Source organism: Bradyrhizobium sp. USDA 3262 (assembly GCF_054060035.1).
In genome coordinates, this window is sequence record NZ_JBSSCT010000001.1 from 6,458,305 (window position 1) to 6,477,896 (window position 19,592).

The window sequence follows — 19,592 nt, forward strand, 5'->3', positions numbered from 1 at the left end:
GAGGAAGTAGCGTGACCAAGATCATCAGCTTTGCCGAAGCCAAGACCAAGGCTCAGACCGGCCCATATCCGTCGATCTCCGTGGAGATCGCAGCCCTATGTCACGCCAAGGAGCAGGCGCTATATCGCGCAGCACTGGCGACGATGGCGCTGAAACATGGATGGACGGATGTTGTGACAACGAGAAAGCCAAATGACGCCGCATCTGCGTGATCGCATAACCCGCCCGGTTCGTCAGGCGGTCGCCATTGAGACCGCTGACTTGACCCATGCCATGGCCGCCGAGATCAGTCGCCGCCTATACCGGCAGGCGCTGTTGAAGGTCACCTTACTCGATCCGATGATGAACCGCGTAATGCTGGACGTTGCCAGCGCGATTGCTGAGCACGCCGAGTTGGGGACCAACGAGGTAGTCGTTCCGGTCACCGCACTGCAAGCCGTATGCAATCCCCCAGCATGGGGACTGCGCTGGCTGAGGGATGCCGGATATGTCGCCGCATACAAGGCGGCATCGCGTGGTCCGGATGGCAGGTTTCGCTGGCGCGTCACGCTGAGCGCACGGTGGTTGCGAGCTGCAGGCGAGCACCATCCCATTCGCAAATGGATCGCGCAGCAAGGCTGTTGGTGAGCCCGCAGCTAGTCGGCAGCACTGGCAGCCACCGTCAGAACAAACGCACCAGAACTCGCGCTGAGTCAGGAAACCGGCATCTGACAGCGTTGGTCGGCAAGACCCGCAGCACCATCAGCACTAAGCCAAAGCACCAATTCCCATAGAGAAGCGCTCCCACATGAGGAGCACGTAAGCGCGTGGCTCTGCCCTTCCCCCCGATCTAACGTACCACCAGCCCGCGCTGCTGATCCTCGCCAGCTAATGAAGGCTCAGATGGTGCGCTGTAATACGCAAAAGGTTCTTCCATAGGGAGGGTGCCGGAACGGGTCACGCGCCAGCTCGGCATATCCCAACGTGTGGGAAATCGATAGGGCCAACAGTTCCATGCCTCTCAATTCGCCAATCACACTTCAATGCAAAGACGGATAACGGAAAATGTTTAAGACCTCGACGACCGCGCATGATGACGGAACTTCTCCCAGCCTGAGATGGCCATTCTCAACCGCGCTGAGCGAAGCGCTCGATCCTGTAGTCTCCCAGCTCCCGCCCTGCTACGCAGGAAATCGCGTCGTCAGGGCTGTGAAGGCGCTCAAGCGCAATATCCGGAAGCTCCCACGCAATCTCGCCAAGCGAGGTTGACGACGTGAGCGACATCCTTACCGCGCTCAACAATCTGCGTTTGCAGAACCGTCAACTGGAACTTGCCTTGCAGGAAGCTGAGGCGCGATGGTGGAAGTCGGAGGAAGAGCGAGACGGCTGGCGCGACCGCGCGAGGATCGCCGAAGCCCTTCTTGAACCAATGCGCGCCAAGATCGTCCGCCTTGAAGCCGAGCTTGCGTCAGCACGACTTGCTCAGACCGTCAACGATCTCGGCAATGCCAGCCGCCCCATGGACGGCATGATGCCAGTTCCTATGCTTCTGGCACAAGTCCCGCCCGGCGTGATCAGCAAATCCAGAGCGTACGAATTAGCGCAGGAAGGCGAGATCACATCGTGTCAGTCGGAGGGCGACCGGCTCTACGTTGAGCCAGCGAGTTTCTGGACTGCAGTCCGCAAGGCGGCGGCAAGGAAGGGCTTGCGGCTGATCGAACGCGACGGGCAACTAGTCGCTGAACCGCTCTGAACCGGACGAGCTGGACGAGCTACGGCACCCGCCTCCGAAACCGTGCTAATAGTCCTTCCCGTCGCCCGGAGCGAACCGCGCTCCCGGCCCCAAACATTTCCCCAATCATCCAGAACCCCAAAAACCTACGCCTCGTTGCCAACGTGCAACGGGGCTTCACCTGCTGAAACGAGGACTCCTATGGGACTTTCATTCTTCCCGAAGAAAAGCGGTCAGACCTTGAAGGCTCTGATCAAAGAACTCGCGAACATCGAAGATCGTCTTGACGCACTGCGCGGCGAACTCAACGACGCCAAGGGCGCTGCCCTCGCCGCCTCCGAAGAGGCTGAACGCGCCGTTTTCGAGCGAGCAAGCGCCGACAAGATCGAGGCCGCGCATCATCGTCTGACGCAAGCCGAGCTGACGACAAAGACGCTCGTCGCCGTCATCAAAAGGTACGAAGCGGCACTCGCCGAAAAGCGTGCAGAACATGACGCGATTGTTCGTGCCGAACTCGCCGAGAAGACTGCGGCGATGCACGAGAAGGACCTGAGCGACTACCAGTCCGCCGCGCTCGCTGCGGTTGATGCAATGCGCTCGCTGATCGGTCCCGCTGAGAAGATCGCGGACGTCTCTTTCGCCGCTGCGGAGATTTCCGGCTTCGCGCAATCGATCTCCCGCGATCTCGCGCTCAGCGTAGAGCACACTGCGGCTGAGCTTGCCTACCTGATCGACGGCCTCCGTGCTGGCCGGATCGCGCCCAGTATGCCCGTCGAGCATGAGCCCGTCGCTCCGACTACAGTCGCGCCGGTCATCGAGCGTCGTACCGTGCTCGCGCTCGCTCCGATCGAATGGCGCGAGGATGACAGGGCTTGTGTCTGCGGCAGGTATTCGCAAGGCGCACTCCCGGTCGCCATCGCCGCCCGCGCGATCGAGCTTGGCTACGGTCTGGACTTCGCCGACCCGCAGTGCCGCGCGCTGGTGCGCATGCATAGCGCCACAGCTACGGTACCCGGTGCGAAGGTGAACGTCCGCCTTGATGATCCGTCTTTGCAAAACGCTACGCCGATCTTCGGCAGTGATCGCGTCGCCGCTGATGCTGGTGTTCACGACAGCCACGGCAAGAGCTACGTCGTACACGGTGGCATCTGATGAGCAAATTTATTGCGCCAACGGACCTTCGTCGCTTCTCTACTGAGAAGCGACGATCGAGCACGGTACCGGGCGAACCGCGCAGCCTCAACAAATCCGAGCGCACAATTGATGCCGTGCTCTCAATGGGCTCTGCAGTACAGCGCGCATACGGCGTAGAAAGGCTGCGCATCTCACCCGCTGCAATTGATTTGAGTCGTCTCGACAGCGGCGGTATCTCGGTCTTGGATAGCCATAGCCATGGCTCGATTACTGCAAGCCTTGGCCGACTGACGCGAGTGTGGTTCGAGGGCAAGACGCTGCTTGGCCGCATCCGCTTCAATAGAACACCATCAGGTGACGCCGCATTCGGGATGGTCGGTCGAGGCGAAATCAGCTCAGTGAGTGTGGGCTACACCGTGAGCAAATGGTTGATCACCGACGAGGATGGATCGGTGCTCGATCCAGAGACCGATCGCGTCCCGCTCGACGCAAATCTGACATTCGAGGCCGTCCGGTGGATGCTCTATGAGGTATCGCTCGTCGCCGTACCCGCAGACTCGGAAGCAGTATTCCGTAGTTGCGGCGACTACTCGCTTGCCGCTGCCAAGCGCGCAGCACTCGCACGTATGGCAGCGCGGACTAGAATGTTGGTTCGCGCTCGCATGATCGACCGCATGCGTGGCCGGTGATGCTGCACTCTCGAACCGACCTCTGGCGCGAGCAACAGCGCGTCGCCTGCCACGAAGCTGCGCACGCAGTCACCCGCTTTGCTTGCGGTCTGCAGATCGATCACGTCACCATCGTCGGTCGCCTCGAAGGTGACCGGATGATAAATGGTAGTGTCATCGGTGGCGTTACCGATGATAGCGAGCGCAGCGACTTCTCTCGCATCATCGTGCTCGTCGCGGGTAGCATCGGTGAGCAGCTCTACCTCGGTGAAGGCCGGGGATTGCGCGGATCCGACAAGTGGAAAGCGTTGCGCTACGCCGAGCACCTCGCATCGAATAGCAACGCGATCTCGTTGCTCATTCGAGCAGCGGAGATTGAGGCGGAGTCGATCATTCGCCAGCACAATCGATCATTCCGAGCCCTCGTCAAAGCTCTACTCGCTCGCAGCGTGATGACAGGCAACGATGTAGTCGCGTTGATAGAGCGCAACATATAAAGGTTTCCGGCGATGCTTGCGCCAGGAAGGACGCGGGTTGATACGCCCATCTTCTATTCGCCGGGTTAAACTCCGAGGAGATCGGCAACCCGCGTCCACACCTTTCTGCTTGGGCGGGCACGGCGCGCTTTGCCTTTATCCGTGGTCCGGCTCAAAGCCATCTGGCACGGGCGGCAGAACGCCGCGACCGTCGGGCTTGCAACAGACCGGGCACGGCATCCCGGCCGTGCAGCCACACATGCAGGCATGGGGTCCCTCGTATGGCTGGTCCGGATGCGCCTCGCAGACCCAGCGGGTATCATCGCAGCAGCTGCAGCGCGGCGGGGTCATAGGTCCTCCCTGACACCGCGAAAGAACGGGTGCCTCACCTTGCCCTCGGCGGATTTGGCGCGATACTCTATTTCGGCCATCACCTTCGGCTCAACCCAGATCGCCTTGTGTGCAATGCGTTTGGTGTAGGGCTGCGTCTTGCGGATCAGCGGCGTCAGGCGTTTGCGGAGATCGGCAGCCGAGGCCTTGTCGAAGCCGTGGTCGACCTTGCCGGCGTAGATCAGCTCGTTGCCCTTGCGCCGGCCGACGTAAATTCCGTCCCATTCGTTGTCGTCCAATGCAAAGCCGGCGATGGTCAACGTCTCGCGCTGGGCGCAGGTTTTCTTGACCCAGTCCCGGCTGCGAGTGCCAGTCGGATATACGCTGTCGGCGACCTTCGATACGACGCCCTCATAGCCGAGCTTGCAGGCATGGGTGAACATCTTGGGGCCGTCCACCTCGAAGCTCTCGCTGAACTGGATGGCGGTGCCGGCGATCAACTTTTTGAGCACTGCCTTGCGCTCGACCAGCGGCAGCTTCCGGAGATCACGACCATTGAGGTACAACAGGTCGAAGGCCACCATCACGATCATGGTCGACTTGCCCCGCAGCTCGTTCTGCAAGACGGAGAAGTCAGTCGTGCCGTCTGCCGAGGGAACGACGATCTCGCCATCGATGATGGCTGATGACGCGGAAATATGCCGGGCGTCTTGGGCCACCTTCTTGAAGCGCCTGGTCCAGTCGTTGCCGCGCCGGGTGTAGATCTTCACCTCTTCATGCGCGAGGTGTGTCTGCACCCGGTAGCCGTCGAACTTGATCTCATGAATCCAGCGTGGGCCGCGCGGCACTTTATCGATCGGCGATGCCAGGGCCGGCGTGATGAAGCCGGGAAAGATCGCCTTGGTCCCGATCGCCTCGGGCTTCCTACGCTGAAACGCCACAACGCCACTCCACAAACAAAGAGCTGATTCAAACTGGCGCAATCGCAATCGTTCCGCGACAGCTCCGCAAATGGAACGGTCGATCATAACCAGAGTTGGCCAACATCAACAGGGAGGCCGCGATGGCAAAGAAGGTGAAGAAGCAGACCGCGCGCGGTCGCAAGCAGGACCGGGCGCGCGTCGCCGGCGGTCAGGACTACGAGGTGAGCTATGAAGCGAAGAAGACCGGCAAGTCGGCCGCATCGGTGCAGAAGGCCGTCAAGAAGGTCGGCACCAGCCGGAAGCGGGTTGAGCGGCGGCTCGGGTCGGCGATGAAAAAGTCATTAGGAACGACACCTTCGCAGCGTCGTTAGCAGTGTGCCGCCCACGGCAGAGCGGCATGGACGAGTGGAACGTGCCCCGGCTCTTGCCCCCGAAGACCCGGGGCACAGTCGCGTTCATTTTCATTGGGACAGTCGCTTTGGACAGGAAAAAGCGGCAATTTGTCTCTCCGAGATTCACACGAGTTATTTCCGGGACCGGACGTTGTTGGGATGATCTGGTAACAGGGCGCGCGATTTTCATTTCGTGTTGTTTCAGCCCTAGAACAACGACCGCTGCTTCTCGGTGGACAGCGGCTCGGCGATTTGGCTTGGCCCCAGCATGATCCGGATGCTGGGGCCGCTTTCTTCAGAGTGGAGTGAGGGGGCCTTTGCTGCCCCTCGCAGTTGAAGTCGTCACCAATCGGTTCTTAGTTGATACCGATGCTTCAATCTAAACGTCGTGGCTCCCGCGGCGTGCTGGATTCGGTTGAGATCGGCGCCGTCCCTGACCGTCGCATGAAGTCTCCAGTCAGCGTTCGATGGAATAACTTCCACATGGCACACATATTCACCGCCGGGAAAACAGCGAATTTCGCGCAGCGCGATCAACTCCAGGTCCTTCACCGATATTGGCGTTCTCATGCCGTCTAAGCCTTGCCGCCCACGTTGCCTTGAACGGTAACTGATCAGGCCGCTTGGGCTGACCGAGCGAGATCAGCCTGCAGCCGTTCCAGGTTGCGCTTCTCTTCTTCGATCCTTTTCGCGAACGTCTCCCGCTCCTGTTCCGATTCGGCTGTGTCCAACAAAGACAGATAGTGACTGATTACCTTCTGGCTTCCACGTATCAGAAATTGCGTCGTGCTCATGGTAGGGCACCTTCCGATCGACCGGCAGTGCCAGGTGGTGGCCGTTCATGGACGAGAGGGGGAATGTCAGCGGCCAGATTTTCCATCGCCGACGATTCCTCGGACAGACGTCGTTCGATGAAGTTGCGCTCAAGGTCGCTCAGCTGTGTGCTGAGTAGCCATCGATACCGCTGGATGTTGTTGCGATGCGCCCGAAGCTGTTCGAGCTGGCGGTCGATGACCTCGCGCTTTTCTTTTGTCGAGACCTGCCGGGCGCCCCAGCGGGCTTCGATCCTGTCCACAATGTGTTTCGGAAGGTTGATGTCGTTCATGTCACCCTCCTAAGCGGCGAGCGGACGCGCGGTTGAGCGAAGACGACGGGGTCTACCTCCCGGCGGATGATGAGGATCGCTGTCGAGACGGCATAGGGCGTCGAGAATAGCCTCGAGCCTGACCGGTGATCGTAGATCCCGTGGTGCCCGTAAGCCGGGACGGCACGGAACCGCGGCAGCGTCAGACGCCCATGACGCCAAGAGAGCGCGTTTTTCTTCCGTGGTCAGGGACAGATCAGCCAGGACATCTCGGGGATGACTAAACCGCGCCTCTTTGCGGTCAGAAACATACACGGAAATCACGTTCGCGGTCGTCGGCCGCATGTTTGCCTCCGTTCAAAGACGAGAATGAATGATTGAAGCCGCGTGCGGCAGATCCGGACGCGGCTTCGCGGCTGTCAGGCTGCAGCGGACTCAAGCTGTCGCGGCCGGCTCGGCTGCGAGTTGATCGCGATCCGCCGCGGCTTCATGGCTTCCGGAATTTCGCGCGCCAGCTCGATCTTGAGTAGACCGTTGTCAAACGCGGCATCCTTCACCAGAACATGGTCGGCCAGGCTAAATTGCCGTCTGAATCGGCGAGTCGAGATGCCTTGATAGAGGTAATCCCGGTCAGCTTTTTCGACCTTGTTGCCTTCGATCGTCAGGACGTTCTGCTCGGCGGTAACGGAGATCTCGTCCGGCGCGAAGCCGGCGACCGCGAGCGCGATCTGGTAGCGGTCATCCGAAAGTCGTTCGATATTGTAGGGCGGGTAGTTGTCTTCGGTGGCTCGCTGGGCCGTTTCGGCCAGGTCGAAGAGGCGATCGAATCCAATTGTCGACCGGAACAGGGGAGAGAAGTCGTATGTGCGCATAGCCAAATCCTCCAAAGAGCAAGATGGGTATGAGAAGCACCGGACACGACCGGTGCCCGTTTGCCTGGACCCGATTGGGCGTCCAGGGCGCCGGCCCTCCTTAACGGATGACCCGCGCGCAAATGGAATTAGAACGCGATTTGGCGGTGTCAAGAACATCCAAGAAAAAAAATATACAACGGATATCGGCCTTTCCACTGCTCAGGACGGCGGTATTTTTTCAGCGGACTGCGTAGGAACGAAGCGGTTACGCTGGCATTGATCGCCCGGTTCGGTGCCGTACCGCTACCGGCACTGAAACGCCCAGACACACTGGCCCCAGCTTCCACGGTCGCTGGGGCCGCTTCTTGTCAGGCGAACAGTGCGATCGATTGCTTCGTCGAAGCTCGGCCGTTTGCGCCAGCAGGACGCCAAAAAATAGGAACTAACCGGCCGAGTGCAAGTTTTGGCGTGAAGGTAATCATGGCAACTCGGCCTCGGCGCGCTTGACCGCGCTGGGGCCGTTTTCGGTCGCTGACATCATTGCCTGCTCACATCAGCGGCCAAACCAAAAGGGCGACGAGCGCCACAAATGACGCCGCCGCCCCGGAGACAAAGGCGATCTCAATGCCGTCGAGGTGATGGTAGTTCGCCTGCATGGTGACCCCTCCTAGATGGGGACCCGTGGGCCGGCTGACATCAGCCATTCCGTCAAATGCGCGGTAATCTCTTCCTCCCGCGCCTTCCTCAACAATATCTCACGCTCTCGACCGGGGGGAAGTTTCTTCGCCCGTCGGCGAAGCTCTTGGGCTTCTCTGGAAAGGCGCTCTTCAAGTGGGAAAACCTGTTTGACCCGGCGTCGTCGCTTCATGGCTCCTCTCTCCAACGCTAACGATTTCTGCCCCAAAAACAGCAAAAATCCCGAAAAGGAGAAAAGTTCCGGTGTCCTTGGCGCTCGGACGATCGCAAAAAGCGGCCCCAGCACCCTGGGGGCCTAGAGGCCGGTGCTGGGGCCTTGTGCGACGCTGCGAGAGAGGCGCCGCCCGCGCCCATCATGATGTTAGTTGGTCATCGCGGCAAGCAACTAAAGGTCCAATAGGGTTGCCGTGCATGCCTAAGCGGCCGACTGATCCTCGTCCGGTAGACGCTGGCATCAGGGAAGCAGTTCTTTGCCCGGCTGCAGCATCCTCACGAACGTCCCGCTCTCGTGGTACTCGAGCCAGCCCTGATCCTTGGCGTACTGCAAGCCGGCCCAGTATTCAGCTGGCGTCGCCTTGTCCTGATAGATCATTGGGTAGTTGATCTTCTCGATGTAGATCCTGCCGTCCTGCACCGGCTCGAACGCTCGGGCGTGCTCCATGATCCTGCGTGCGGCTTTCTCGGGGTCGGAGTAGGGGCGATCACCCACGTATTTCATTTCTCATCTTGGGTTGCTTGGGCAGTACGGAGGCGATTCTCCATTCGTTATAGTCGTAGAGCCCGGCCCAGTGATGAACAAGCTTTCCGCATTGCCGGCATTCGAACGTCCCGGACGTATTGGTCTCGGTTGCGCTGCGTTCCTGGATCGCTGCATAGACGATGCCGCAGCCAATACAGGTGAAATGAACGGTGACGGGAGGCGTCATAATGCCTCCTAACAATCAAGTTCAGTCAGCGTTCCTCGGATCGGCCGAACCGCCCTTTAGCTGCGGCACTTGGGATCATCCTGGCGCGGCCTTCTCCGTGGCCGCCCACGGCGGTCTTCCCTCATCTTCATCGTCGAATTCCATCGCGCCTTTGCGCAGCATAGATGTGAGGGGTGTGAATCTGGCTTTCGGCCGGACGGTGGCTATCAAACGCCGCGCCGCAGGGACAGCGCATAGCGACGACGGCTGTTGAGAAGGCAGCTTCTCGCCACGCGGTCCCACATGGCCTGCTTGCGCGCGGGCACGAACGCGGATCGAGATCAGGTGGGTTTGAAAGACGGACATTGCGGGCGGCGAATGATCGACGGTCAGCTGACGACCATCACATCGGCGTCAAACTGGCAGAATGCGAAATTGCCATTCGTGAATTACGGCACGCCCTACGCGCTGATCAGGCCAAAATAATCGACCTGCCGGACCCTACAGCGGCGCGGCGGCCTCAATTAGGGAGCCAGACATGACCGGCTGAAGCCGCCTTTCCACATATCCACGGGGGACAGCCGCCGATTAAAAGCCCGTTAAATCAATGCTTTGCGTCGCTGGGCAAGTCGCATTTTGCATCAATATCCTGCAGAAAAGCATCAAATATTCGGCGAATAGTTGACGAATATTCTGACAGGCGGTACGTACTGTACAAGCAAATATTTGGAGAATATGCCGTGGATGCAATCGTAAGAAAACGGCGACGTGATCCGACAACCGGAAAGCGGGAAAAGTTTCGAAGTTTGGCCGAGGCGCGGACGAACAAGGCCATCGAGACAATTTTGCGCATCGGAAATTTATCGAACCGGCAAATCTACGATTTTGAAGATGCCGAAGTCCGCAAGATCATCCGCGCCTTGAAGGATGCCATTGCCGGCGTGGAAGCGCGATTTGAATCACCTCGCGGCAAGTCTGGCGGTGGATTTAAACTTTAAGGGGCAATCATTACATGAGCACGAGCGCCGTTACCGCGCTGCAAGTCGCGGACGAAGATTTTTTGGTGGCAACCCTTATAGAGCGTTGTCCCAAGTTGATGATGGTCCGTGAACTGATGATGAACGCGCTAGAAGCCGCGCGGCACGCTCCAGAAACAAGGCGCTTCGTAGAAATCAGCGCGCTTCCGATGGACGGCGTGGACAAATTAGCGATTTGGAACACAGGACCCGGAATGGACGATCATGAGTTGCTCAAGATTTGCAACATCGCGTCCTCCCTCGGTAAGCAGAAAAGTCTTACGGGGAATTTTGGTATGGGCGCAAAGGTTGCGTCTTTACCATCCAATCAAAGGGGGATGCGTTATCGATCCTGCAAGAATGGCCGCGTACACGAAGTGATCCTTTGTAAGCGAGATGACGTGTATGGCCGCTTGCGCCGCTACGATCCTGAGACCGACACGTTCATCGAAGTGTTAGACGTTACAGAAATTGCTCTGCAGGATGGGCGATCCCTGGATGAGGACTGGACTGAAGTCGTCTTGTTAGGCAACGAGATCGAGCAGGACACGGTGAAAAATCCCTACAATGGCGATCCAGAACAGGATGCTCAATGGCTGGCCACCTACCTCTATCATCGCTTTTATCGATTGCCAGATGGGGTCAAGGTCACTCTTTTGAAAGGCACTAACAAGCTGGATGGCAACCGCCAGTTTGAAACTATCCCCGCCCGGTTGCGGTACTTTGAGCGTTACGAGACAGTGTCGGTCGCGGGTGGAATCAAAATCCACTATTTGTATGACGCCCAGTACAACGGAACAGGACACAATAAGTCTATTAGCGGCGCGATTGCATCTGCCGTTAGCACTTGTGCGGTCGTATATCGCGACGAGATGTATGACTTGAAAAAGGGACGGCAGTGGACGTTCGACGCACCAATATTCGGCATACCGTTCGGCGCAAAGCACATCTCAGTTCACATCGAACTACCTGAATCCTTTTCGGTAGTCTCAGAGGCTTACCGTCAGTTTTTGCAGTATGCTGCCGGTGATCAATCGCGCCTTCAGGCGAGTGACTTCGCCGACCTCGTGCGCGACAATCGACCGCCGTGGCTCATTGAAGTGATCCATTCATTCGCTCCAGACAGTCGAACCAGCGATCAGATACGAGATGAACTGCAACGGCTTCTTAATCAGCTGCGTGTTCGGCGAGTCTCCCCGAAAGTTACGCCACAGGGAGGAACAAACGTTTCTCAAGGCGTCGGCCCAGCGATTGATGCTGTGCCCGGCGTGAACAGCGGAAACGGGGGGCCGGGACAGAAGGCAAGGCCAACCGATCTCTCAGTCATCCCGACCGGGGCGAAGCGCGCCGAAATGTTCAAGAATCTCGAACGTGCGCCTGAGATCATCCCGCTGAACACGGATGAAGAGATCGACGAAAAAGGACTCAAGGGTCGGGCAGCGCGTTATGTGATGGAAGCCGGACAGCTTTTCGTCAACATGCAATATCCCGCCATCGGCGAAATGCGAGCGCAGCTGGAAGCTGAATATGCGGGGACTAGCGATCTCGATACGATGCGGACGCTCGTCCAGCAACATGCCCAAGACTCGATGATTTTGAGGGTGGGTCGCACCGTGGTTTATGCCCTAGCGAAGCAGCTAAACAAGGAATGGGACCAAAAGGCTCTCGAAACTGCCTCGTCTCCCGAAAGTCTTAGTATGGCAGCGGACAATTTTGGCGATGCGATGCAGAACATTCGCCGCGCTATAGGGAAAGCATTGCGTACTTCGAGAACTGATGTGGATGCGGCATAGACGAATCGTTGTTCGCGTTGATTCACACCACCGCCAGATCCTCTTTGTCTGCTCCGCGAGCAACGATCTCTAACACTTCGTCGGGCAATGGTCGCTGTAATGCCTTTGCCTCGTCCCAACGCGCACGCATCCACACGTCGCGCTCTTCTTCGGTCGTCAAGATCACCGGCATAGCCTTGGGATGGATCGGCTCGACCACCGCATTAGGCGCGGTTGTCAGGAAGCCGTAGACTAGATGCGGTCCGGGGATTGGCTTGGACTTGGTACCCCGGTCGCCCTTGTATTCGGTCCAGATGCCCGCGAAGGCCGTGAGCGGTCGGTCGTCGCTGAGCGCAAACCACACCACGTCCTTCTTCTTGGTCTCCGGGTTGGGCTCCGGCGCGTATTCAGCGAAGCTGTTGAATGGCACTAGGCATCGGCTCTCGGGCTTGAGCCAGCCGCGCCAGTGCGGTGATGAGGTGTTGCGGATGTTGGTGACCGGTGGTCCGCCTGTGCGCGGCGGTGGCGGCATACCCCAGCGCATCATGATCATCTCGCGCTCATCGGCGGCATTTCGGATCACGGGCGCGGGGTAGTCGGGAAACACTCCCGGCATCGGAGCTAGATTGCCGACGTAGCGATTGACCACGCGGAACAGGTTGAGGATCGCGGCTTGGTTCGTCGTGATCGAATAGAGATTGCACATGTCTGCCTCAGGATAGCGTTGCGATCCCAATCGTTGAGGCTCGTCTAGCTTGAGGTGATCTTTTCACGTTCCAACACAAGACGGATTTCTTCAAATTTGGAACTGATAGCATTTTTGGGGAATCGAATTTGACCAAGGCCATGGATGTTTGAGAACTCCTCGCATCCGTCTTCGAGCAATATTATCGCTCTCTTGAAGCCGAGCCTCCCTTGGAACAGTCCCACTTCATGAACGACATTCTCGCGGGCGCGAGTTTTTCCATCGGGCTGCGCATCCTCTGCGGTCATCAAAAGGAAGGCAAACGATGCGCTTTGCAACATTTCGGTTAGGCGTTCGGCTGTCGCGACGCCAGCTGTTGGCACACTGTTGAATTCCACGACCTTCAGTGTCAGTCGTGTTTCCAAGAAGTCTTTTAGTTCACGCCACAGTGGCGAGCGACCATGACCGATGAACACGATTCCACTGGCAGTCTCGCCTTGTGGTGCAGGCGAACCATCGGGGCTTGTGTCCAGCAACTCTTCGTTCAGCATCGCTAGGGCAGCGTCCAGCATTGTGAGGGTTTCGTTCTTTCCCCTTACAACGTCTGTTCGATATTCGGCCTCACTGGTTCCCCCGCCGAACGAGGGAATATCCTGCGCCCAATATATGGTGCGTCGATATCTATTGTATCGATCATTCACCCCGCCAAATGTCTTGTAGTACGCCTCATCGAGCGACGCCTGCAGCGCATCGACTCTGGAATCGTACTTGGTCAAAGATGATGGATCGAGGGACTCAATCTCGGTCTTGCGTCTTCGCAGGCGCTCGATGTCCGATCTGATGTCGTTTGCAGATTTAATCTTGGCCATGGTCTACCCCCAAATTGGCCTTGGCACATTATCGTTCTCCCGGCCAACACGTGGAGGCCGGATTGCTGGCTGAAATCTTGGTCGGACGCAGCGCGACAAGATGGCTGCGCTTGTACGGGTAGCCCCGGACATCTGAGCAATCTTTGCAGCGCATGTATCGCTCCAACTCGTGGACCGGCGTCGTCTTGGGTCGGCGCACAATATCGAGCGCTACGGTCTGGTGAGTCTCACAGCCCAAGCACTTCACCTCAAGGTAGATGTAGCCTGCGTTGATGGCGTCGCCCAGCGCTGGCGACGGCTGGGCAGGTCCCTGAAAGGCGCGCATGCGAGCGTTCCAAGCTTCGCAGGCGAGCCGGTCGGCTACCTTTCGCGACTCGGTCGCCCGCTCCGCTGCCGCCCTGACCGACGCGCCGTAGATGGTCTCTCGTGATCTGCTACCCATGCTGACTATCAAAGCGCGGCGGCGTGCACTCGGCAAACTATCAATCAGTTGGGGCTGGGCAGCCCTATGAGATACCTGTGGTCGGGGTGTGGAAATCATCCTTCAATCTGGGAAGCTTCTCTCTCTCGCTGAAAGCTCTTGTAGCCATTCCGCTTGAGACCTCTCGCATTCTTCGCGCTCTTGCCTAGACGCAATCAGAACCTTTTGAAGTACGCTGTAGTAGTCGAACACGGGTTCAGCCTGACCAAGCTTGTAGATCGATCGCAGCGACACCGCGATCTCGTAGGCTTCGACGCCACGGGCCGACGCTTGTTCATAAAGAGTCACTCCGAGATAGTCCATTGTGTACTCAGCGCACGACTCGATAGCGTTCTGGCTTGCGCGAACTCGATTGGGAAACTCCAAACATCTGGCCAGCAGCTTCTTGTCCATCGCACGCCAAGCCTCGGTATCGTCTGGAAGGTCGGGCATTTCGGGCAAATCGGTCCGCCAAGCTGGGTAAGGTTCATCCGGAGGCTCTACTGCGTTCAAATTGTCGAAGTAAAAATCGCAGCATTTGGAAGCATAGCCCTCAAATAGAACCGCTAGGCGCAAGGCAAGGTAAGCGGCCTTCTCATTCTTCTGCGTTCGGTCCCGATAAAGAGCAACGCCTCCTTGAACTGTCGCCGTCCCAAGCCCGGCTCCAATGGCAGCCTTCCATATCGACAACCAATCCCAAGTAGTTGGGTTAAAAATCTCCGGAATATCACTCATCATGCTTCACGAGATCAGTTCGCGCTCAACGGCCATGCGACGGGTGCCGACTTCAAGATAGAGCCGCGCGGCCCTGATGGCTCGTTCTCGATCATGTCCATCCAAGAGGCGTTGAAAACGCGCTCTGCGCCACCCTTCTACACGGCGGAGGCGACGTACCAGCCTTGCTCTGCGACTCTCACCGCCTCTTAGGGTAAGCTGTACGATCTCCTTCATCTCACTCGACACTCGCGCCCCTCCTCGTCGGCTCGCGTGGGTTGTGATGCTAGCGCAACTCGCGGCGCGTGTGGAAGTGGGCCGTGATACTACGGGCCTTCTCGTCCCAGCCCGCTTTCGATGCGACTGTTGGCACCGGCTCGTGCTTGTTCAATGCTCGCATGACGCCGATCCGCGTCAGCATTGTTGGGCGGTCGCTCCACAGCAAAACGTTAGCTCTGAGATGGGATGTGATCGGTGGAAACCCTACGGGCGAATTCGTGCGCTCCAATGCGCTGTAATATTGTAATATTCCTGCTGAAAATTAGAAAAAAGGCGGCCCGACCTTGGGGTAGTCTGGGGTCGGCCGGGCCGTCAAGCCATGCCGAAAGTGTGAGTTTCCGGCTACTCCATCAGCGATTCAGATTCGGGCATCACGAGGGCGCGCAATTCGATGTCGGCGGTTGTGATCATTTTGCCGACTCCGCCAACTTCAGTATTTCGGCGACGATTTTACGCCGCTCCGCTGTGTCGTTTGATCGATTGAACTTATCTACCAGCACTTGGAAGGTTGTTCTGATTAGCGCGTCATCAAGCACGACCGGCAATTTATCCACGGCATCGAATCCGGCAGCAGCCGCCTCCTCAAACCCAGCCGCGAATGCCTTCTTAAAGGCCTCGCGATCGTGCAGAAGATGCGCGATCTTCGGCTCAATGGACGCGCTGAAGGCATGTCCGAAAACAAGAAACATACTCATGCCGCCACCGCCGTTTCAGCCTCTTGAACGACGCAAAGAAACACGCGGGCCAGTGCGTGGTACGATGACTGATTTGGGCGATACGAGGGCGCGGTCCCGTCCGGGACTGGCTGAGGGTTCATGGCCGGGACCGCGCTGCCTCGCCGCTGCTGGCATCACGACCGTTGTTCGCCTTCATGGCCTCGCTCGGGCCGGATGGTGGCTCGATCTTGGTTGTCCGCGATATTCAAGCCGGGAGAATTGCGGGCGGAAGGTGGCCGCGCGGCGAAGTGCGCGGTCCCTGATCTCCGGGGCTGGCGGATGAACCATCAGGGACCGCGCGCCGCGCTGGCTAGTCCCTTAAGCCGTGAACAGCGGGAAACGTTCCGGCCAGACCCTTGGGCACGAACGCCGCTAGTCCCCGGCTACCGGGTTCCCGCTACTACAGGCTCCCAATCCTTCCACCATCCTTCCACCATTCGAGGCGATCGGGATGACGTGGAAGGCAAGCCATGTAAGTGTTTGATTTGATTGGTGGGGGAGGCAGGACTCGAACCTGCGAAGCCATGAGGCGGCTGATTTACAGTCAGCTCCCTTTGCCACTCGGGACACTCCCCCGTCCAACAGCATCAGACCGGCCGCGCGAGTGGCGGCGGACCGGGTCATCGAAATGACGCTGATAACCGGCCGCCCCGAAGCGGGTGCGCGGTCGGGCGCGTTTATGGGGGAAGGCGGTCCCCAAAGTCAACCAAGCCAGCGGCCTATTTGGGATACTTTTGCAGGCTCGGGCGATCTCTGTTCCAAAGTCGTGAGTCTTGCGGCTAGATTCTTGTTTTGTCGCGTTTTCTTCCCGCGAACCGGACCCCACTTCGCTCGAAAACGCTGTGTAAAATTGCCAATATTCAGAAGCCGTGACACAAGCCTCACATGAGCGATCGCGACCGCAAACCCAATTTCCGAGGCAAGGGCGGTAAACCCTTCCAAAAAGCGCCGAAATTCGGCCGCCCGCCGGCCTGGCGGGATCGCGAATCCGGTTCCGACGGGCCGGTGATTCTCTATGGCTGGCACACGGTGTCGGCCGCGCTTGCCAACCCCGACCGCCATATCCGCAAGCTCTACCTCACCGAGAACGCGGCCAAGCGCCTCGCCGACGAAAACATCGCGACCCGCGTCGCGCCCGAGATCGTCCGGCCCGGCGACATCGACCGGCGCCTCACCCCCGATGCGGTGCATCAGGGCCTCCTGGCGGAGGCCGATCCCCTGCCCTCGCCCGGCATCGACACGCTGGCGCTGGAGGGCATCGTGCTGGTGCTCGACCAGATCACCGATCCGCACAATGTCGGCGCCATCTTGCGCTCGGCCGCGGCGTTCGCTGTGAAGGCGATCGTCACCACCGCCCGTCACAGCCCGGAGGCGACCGGCGTGCTGGCGAAGTCCGCCTCCGGCGCGCTCGAGCTCGTGCCTGTTGTCACCGTGCAGAACCTGGCGCGCGCGCTGAACGAGTTGAACGAGCGCGGCTTCCAGACCGTTGGCCTCGACAGCGAGGGCACCGAGGATCTCGGCAAGGCCGCGCTGCAAGCGCCGCTCGCGCTGGTGCTCGGCGCCGAAGGCAAGGGCTTGCGGCAATTGACGCGCGAGACCTGCCGCCTCGTCGCCCGCCTCGACATGCCCGGCGAGATCAAGAGCCTCAACGTGTCGAACGCCTGTGTGCTCGCGCTCTATATCGGCGCCACCCGGCTTGGGCTGATGTGAACGACAAACGCCCGCTCGCGTGACGCGAACGGGCGTTGATGTCTTCGATCGATCGCCGGATCAGTAGTACCGGCGCAGGACCGGATGGCCGTAGCGGCCGTAGCGATAGCCGTAGTGCGAACGGTAGCCGTAGTGATGGCGGTAGCCGTAGTGACGGTAGCCATAGCGGCGATAGCCGTAATACGGGCGGCCGTAGCCTTCGCGGTAGTACGGGCGCGGTGCCCAGTTGCCCGGACCGGTGTAGGTCGGTCCCTGGTTGACGTAATAGTACTGCTGCGCCGCGCTGGGATAAGCGGCATCCGGGTCGGGCAGACGTTCGACGGCGCCGTAACCGTAGCCGTAGCCGTAGCCGTAGCCACCGCAACCACCGCAGCCGTAATTCACGACGGGCGCGGAATAGCCGCAAGGGTTGAAACCGCACGCCATTGCGGGCGCGCTCAGCATGACGGCCACCGCCGCAATCAGTCCTTTGATCATTTGACGCATTACTCTCTCCTGTAGGTCTCTCTGTTCGTCGCGTAGCTCTTGATGGCTATTCAGGACCCCCGTTTCGCGGGGCTCTTGATTTCGGGCAGTCGATTTCAGAATCCTCGGGGTCGCGGTGGCCGCGGGAACGGGCGCGGCAGCGGCCGCGGCCCGTTGAACTCCGGCGCGTAGATCACCGGCGGCGGATCGACCGGCACGTTGGACTGTGCCGGCAGCGGAGCCGATTCCGCGCCCCACGATTGATGATAGCTCTCGGCCGGCTTGGGCAGGCGGCGGTTGGCCGGCGGCTCGATCTCGAGGCGGCCGTAACCCGGCATGCGGCCGAGGCTCGGATAATAGTGGCCGACATTCGGCTGGGGATCGATCGGGCGGCCGCCATAGACGGTCGGCACCATCGACTCGTTGCGGGCGAGCCCCATCGCGCTTTCGACCACGGCGTAGGAGGCGTCGACGCCGTTAATGATGATCGGCACGCCGGGCCGCACCGGCACGACAATGTCGAAGCCGCCGCCGGCCAGCGCCGTCGAGCTCATCGCAGCCAATATCGCCAGCGCAAGACTTGCGCGCATGTTCACCCAGCGTCCCGAATTGTTTCACCCGCAACCTAATCCAACGGCTTGGCGGAAGGGTTAAGGACGCCGGCCAAACTGCCGGTAAGCCTAACGCGTAAGCATCGGCATCCGGTCAATGCGGCCGTGCGGAATCAGAAATCGTTAACGGGCGCCCCGGGAGCATGATCCGGAAAAGTGCGAAGCGGTTTTCACGCTCAAACAAGGAGCCGCCTGCCCGTCAGGTGAAGGCGTTCTCGACGATCGAGTGGACGCCGATCGCGATCGTGACCGCGCCGACCGCCATTTGCAGGCCGCGATTGGCCCAGGTCAGCCAGCGCGCCGAGGCTGCGAGCGGCACCGCGATCACGCTGGACAGCACGCCCATGCCGATCATCGAGCCGATGCCGAACAGCGCGACATAGCCGAGCCCGATCACTGGACTTGGGGCCTGCGACACCGTCAGCACCAACAGCGCCGCCGAGCCGGCCATGCCGTGCATCAGGCCGACCAGGAGCGTGCGCCAGCGGAAGCCGTGCGCATGGCAGTGCGCGGCGCGGACGTGCGGCACGGTGGACGCACGCGCCACGGTGGACGCATGCGCCACGGTGGACGCACGCGCCGCGGCTTCACCCGCATGGCTGTGGGCGTGGAAGTGCGTGGTGCCGTCGCCATGCGAATGGGTGTGGAAGTGCACGCGGTCGCGCCACAGCCGCCACCACACATGCGCGCCGAGGCCGACCAGCATGATGCCGACCGCGGTCTCGATCGGCTGTGCGACCGTTTCCGGGATCGCGCGCCCGAGCAATATCGCGGCGCCGGCAAAGATGAACAAAGTGAGCGTGTGGCCAAGCCCCCAGGTCAGCCCGTGCTTGACGATGTCACCGACATGGGTCCGGCGGGCCGCGATGCTCGATACCGCCGCGATATGATCCGGCTCCAGCGCATGCTGCATGCCGAGCAGAAAGCCAAGACTCAAGATTCCGAACATCAATCCCCCGCGTCGGCACCGACACCAGTTCGCTCACCGCTGTACACGCAATTCTCGTCCAAGGCAGCATGCTCCGGAACGCATCATGCGCACGGGCCTGCGGAACTTCACACTGGTTTGAACGCAGGGCAAGGCCACGACGGAACGAGCGCTGCACAGCGAAATTAGCCGTT

General features: G+C 59.6%; 24 protein-coding genes and 1 tRNA gene. 10 read left to right on the forward strand and 15 right to left on the reverse strand.

Going from position 1 to position 19,592, the window contains the following annotated elements; all coding sequences use genetic code 11:
- The first annotated feature begins 11 nt into the window (after positions 1 to 11).
- The 6 genes from ACVWYP_RS30365 to ACVWYP_RS30390 all read left to right on the forward strand — a co-directional run bounded on the left by ACVWYP_RS30365 (position 12) and on the right by ACVWYP_RS30390 (position 4,010).
- The gene (locus ACVWYP_RS30365; protein ID WP_304495883.1) at positions 12 to 212 is read left to right on the forward strand and encodes a hypothetical protein; all 201 of its coding nucleotides are present in this window, start codon (positions 12 to 14) and stop codon (positions 210 to 212) included.
- Positions 193 to 627, forward strand: a complete 435-nt coding sequence (locus ACVWYP_RS30370; RefSeq protein ID WP_304495884.1) for a hypothetical protein — start codon at positions 193 to 195, stop codon at positions 625 to 627. Before ACVWYP_RS30365 ends, ACVWYP_RS30370 begins: the two co-directional genes overlap by 20 nt.
- A gap of 625 nt (positions 628 to 1,252) precedes the next feature.
- Positions 1,253 to 1,732 (forward strand): hypothetical protein, encoded by a 480-nt coding sequence (locus tag ACVWYP_RS30375; protein ID WP_304495885.1) that lies wholly within the window; start codon positions 1,253 to 1,255, stop codon positions 1,730 to 1,732.
- 180 nt (positions 1,733 to 1,912) lie between these two features.
- The gene (locus ACVWYP_RS30380; protein ID WP_304495886.1) at positions 1,913 to 2,863 is read left to right on the forward strand and encodes a hypothetical protein; all 951 of its coding nucleotides are present in this window, start codon (positions 1,913 to 1,915) and stop codon (positions 2,861 to 2,863) included.
- Complete coding sequence (locus ACVWYP_RS30385; RefSeq protein ID WP_304495887.1) at positions 2,863 to 3,534, forward strand: HK97 family phage prohead protease; 672 nt, start codon at positions 2,863 to 2,865, stop codon at positions 3,532 to 3,534. The genes ACVWYP_RS30380 and ACVWYP_RS30385 overlap by 1 nt, the downstream gene beginning before the upstream one ends.
- A complete protein-coding gene (locus tag ACVWYP_RS30390; RefSeq protein WP_304495888.1) occupies positions 3,531 to 4,010 on the forward strand; it encodes a M41 family metallopeptidase in 480 nt (159 codons plus the stop codon). Before ACVWYP_RS30385 ends, ACVWYP_RS30390 begins: the two co-directional genes overlap by 4 nt.
- A 326-nt stretch (positions 4,011 to 4,336) precedes the next feature.
- Here ACVWYP_RS30390 and ligD read toward each other — a convergent pair whose 3' ends face one another.
- Entirely contained in the window at positions 4,337 to 5,260 is a 924-nt protein-coding gene (ligD, locus tag ACVWYP_RS30395) for a non-homologous end-joining DNA ligase (protein ID WP_304495889.1), read from the reverse strand.
- Between the two features lie 122 nt (positions 5,261 to 5,382).
- Between ligD and ACVWYP_RS30400 the strand changes: the two genes are divergently transcribed.
- Positions 5,383 to 5,613 (forward strand): DUF3606 domain-containing protein, encoded by a 231-nt coding sequence (locus tag ACVWYP_RS30400; protein ID WP_304495890.1) that lies wholly within the window; start codon positions 5,383 to 5,385, stop codon positions 5,611 to 5,613.
- Between the two features lie 635 nt (positions 5,614 to 6,248).
- On the opposite strand, the gene ACVWYP_RS30405 is transcribed toward ACVWYP_RS30400, so the two are convergent.
- The 5 genes from ACVWYP_RS30405 to ACVWYP_RS30425 all read right to left on the reverse strand — a co-directional run bounded on the left by ACVWYP_RS30405 (position 6,249) and on the right by ACVWYP_RS30425 (position 9,194).
- On the reverse strand, positions 6,249 to 6,428 hold the full coding sequence (locus ACVWYP_RS30405; RefSeq protein WP_304495891.1) for a hypothetical protein: 180 nt from the start codon (positions 6,426 to 6,428) through the stop codon (positions 6,249 to 6,251).
- Positions 6,425 to 6,739 carry a hypothetical protein gene (locus tag ACVWYP_RS30410; protein WP_304495892.1) on the reverse strand — a complete coding sequence of 105 codons (315 nt, stop codon included), beginning with the start codon at positions 6,737 to 6,739 and terminating at the stop codon, positions 6,425 to 6,427. Before ACVWYP_RS30410 ends, ACVWYP_RS30405 begins: the two co-directional genes overlap by 4 nt.
- Positions 6,740 to 7,137: 398 nt before the next feature.
- Entirely contained in the window at positions 7,138 to 7,590 is a 453-nt protein-coding gene (locus ACVWYP_RS30415) for an Hsp20 family protein (protein WP_304495893.1), read from the reverse strand.
- A gap of 1,132 nt (positions 7,591 to 8,722) precedes the next feature.
- Positions 8,723 to 8,986: a hypothetical protein gene (locus ACVWYP_RS30420; RefSeq protein ID WP_304495895.1), complete on the reverse strand. Its 264-nt coding sequence runs from the start codon at positions 8,984 to 8,986 to the stop codon at positions 8,723 to 8,725.
- Positions 8,970 to 9,194 carry a hypothetical protein gene (locus ACVWYP_RS30425; RefSeq protein ID WP_304495896.1) on the reverse strand — a complete coding sequence of 75 codons (225 nt, stop codon included), beginning with the start codon at positions 9,192 to 9,194 and terminating at the stop codon, positions 8,970 to 8,972. Before ACVWYP_RS30425 ends, ACVWYP_RS30420 begins: the two co-directional genes overlap by 17 nt.
- Positions 9,195 to 9,913: 719 nt before the next feature.
- Between ACVWYP_RS30425 and ACVWYP_RS30430 the strand changes: the two genes are divergently transcribed.
- Together ACVWYP_RS30430 and ACVWYP_RS30435 are read left to right on the forward strand one after the other, a co-directional pair.
- Complete coding sequence (locus ACVWYP_RS30430; protein ID WP_304495897.1) at positions 9,914 to 10,171, forward strand: hypothetical protein; 258 nt, start codon at positions 9,914 to 9,916, stop codon at positions 10,169 to 10,171.
- A 14-nt stretch (positions 10,172 to 10,185) separates the two neighbouring features.
- The gene (locus ACVWYP_RS30435; protein WP_304495898.1) at positions 10,186 to 11,982 is read left to right on the forward strand and encodes an ATP-binding protein; all 1,797 of its coding nucleotides are present in this window, start codon (positions 10,186 to 10,188) and stop codon (positions 11,980 to 11,982) included.
- Positions 11,983 to 12,004: 22 nt separating this feature from the next.
- Here the strand turns inward: ACVWYP_RS30435 and ACVWYP_RS30440 are convergent, their stop codons facing one another.
- The 6 genes from ACVWYP_RS30440 to ACVWYP_RS30465 all read right to left on the reverse strand — a co-directional run bounded on the left by ACVWYP_RS30440 (position 12,005) and on the right by ACVWYP_RS30465 (position 16,260).
- Positions 12,005 to 12,667 (reverse strand): SOS response-associated peptidase, encoded by a 663-nt coding sequence (locus ACVWYP_RS30440; RefSeq protein WP_304495899.1) that lies wholly within the window; start codon positions 12,665 to 12,667, stop codon positions 12,005 to 12,007.
- Positions 12,668 to 12,711: 44 nt separating this feature from the next.
- Positions 12,712 to 13,515 (reverse strand): nucleotide-binding protein, encoded by an 804-nt coding sequence (locus tag ACVWYP_RS30445; RefSeq protein ID WP_304495900.1) that lies wholly within the window; start codon positions 13,513 to 13,515, stop codon positions 12,712 to 12,714.
- Positions 13,516 to 13,543: 28 nt separating this feature from the next.
- Positions 13,544 to 13,957, reverse strand: coding sequence for a hypothetical protein (locus tag ACVWYP_RS30450; protein WP_304495901.1), 414 nt, complete (start codon positions 13,955 to 13,957; stop codon positions 13,544 to 13,546).
- A gap of 102 nt (positions 13,958 to 14,059) precedes the next feature.
- The gene (locus tag ACVWYP_RS30455) at positions 14,060 to 14,713 is read right to left on the reverse strand and encodes a hypothetical protein (protein WP_304495902.1); all 654 of its coding nucleotides are present in this window, start codon (positions 14,711 to 14,713) and stop codon (positions 14,060 to 14,062) included.
- Between the two features lie 662 nt (positions 14,714 to 15,375).
- Complete coding sequence (locus tag ACVWYP_RS30460; protein ID WP_018272260.1) at positions 15,376 to 15,663, reverse strand: hypothetical protein; 288 nt, start codon at positions 15,661 to 15,663, stop codon at positions 15,376 to 15,378.
- 511 nt (positions 15,664 to 16,174) lie between these two features.
- Positions 16,175 to 16,260 (reverse strand) — tRNA-Tyr (locus ACVWYP_RS30465).
- Positions 16,261 to 16,569: 309 nt separating this feature from the next.
- Between ACVWYP_RS30465 and rlmB the strand changes: the two genes are divergently transcribed.
- Complete coding sequence (gene rlmB / locus ACVWYP_RS30470; RefSeq protein ID WP_304495903.1) at positions 16,570 to 17,394, forward strand: 23S rRNA (guanosine(2251)-2'-O)-methyltransferase RlmB; 825 nt, start codon at positions 16,570 to 16,572, stop codon at positions 17,392 to 17,394.
- 60 nt (positions 17,395 to 17,454) lie between these two features.
- Here the strand turns inward: rlmB and ACVWYP_RS30475 are convergent, their stop codons facing one another.
- The 3 genes from ACVWYP_RS30475 to ACVWYP_RS30485 all read right to left on the reverse strand — a co-directional run bounded on the left by ACVWYP_RS30475 (position 17,455) and on the right by ACVWYP_RS30485 (position 19,419).
- The gene (locus ACVWYP_RS30475; protein ID WP_210262718.1) at positions 17,455 to 17,880 is read right to left on the reverse strand and encodes a hypothetical protein; all 426 of its coding nucleotides are present in this window, start codon (positions 17,878 to 17,880) and stop codon (positions 17,455 to 17,457) included.
- A 95-nt stretch (positions 17,881 to 17,975) separates the two neighbouring features.
- Entirely contained in the window at positions 17,976 to 18,449 is a 474-nt protein-coding gene (locus ACVWYP_RS30480) for a hypothetical protein (protein ID WP_057019618.1), read from the reverse strand.
- A gap of 220 nt (positions 18,450 to 18,669) precedes the next feature.
- Complete coding sequence (locus tag ACVWYP_RS30485) at positions 18,670 to 19,419, reverse strand: sulfite exporter TauE/SafE family protein (RefSeq protein ID WP_304495904.1); 750 nt, start codon at positions 19,417 to 19,419, stop codon at positions 18,670 to 18,672.
- Positions 19,420 to 19,592: the final 173 nt, after the last annotated feature.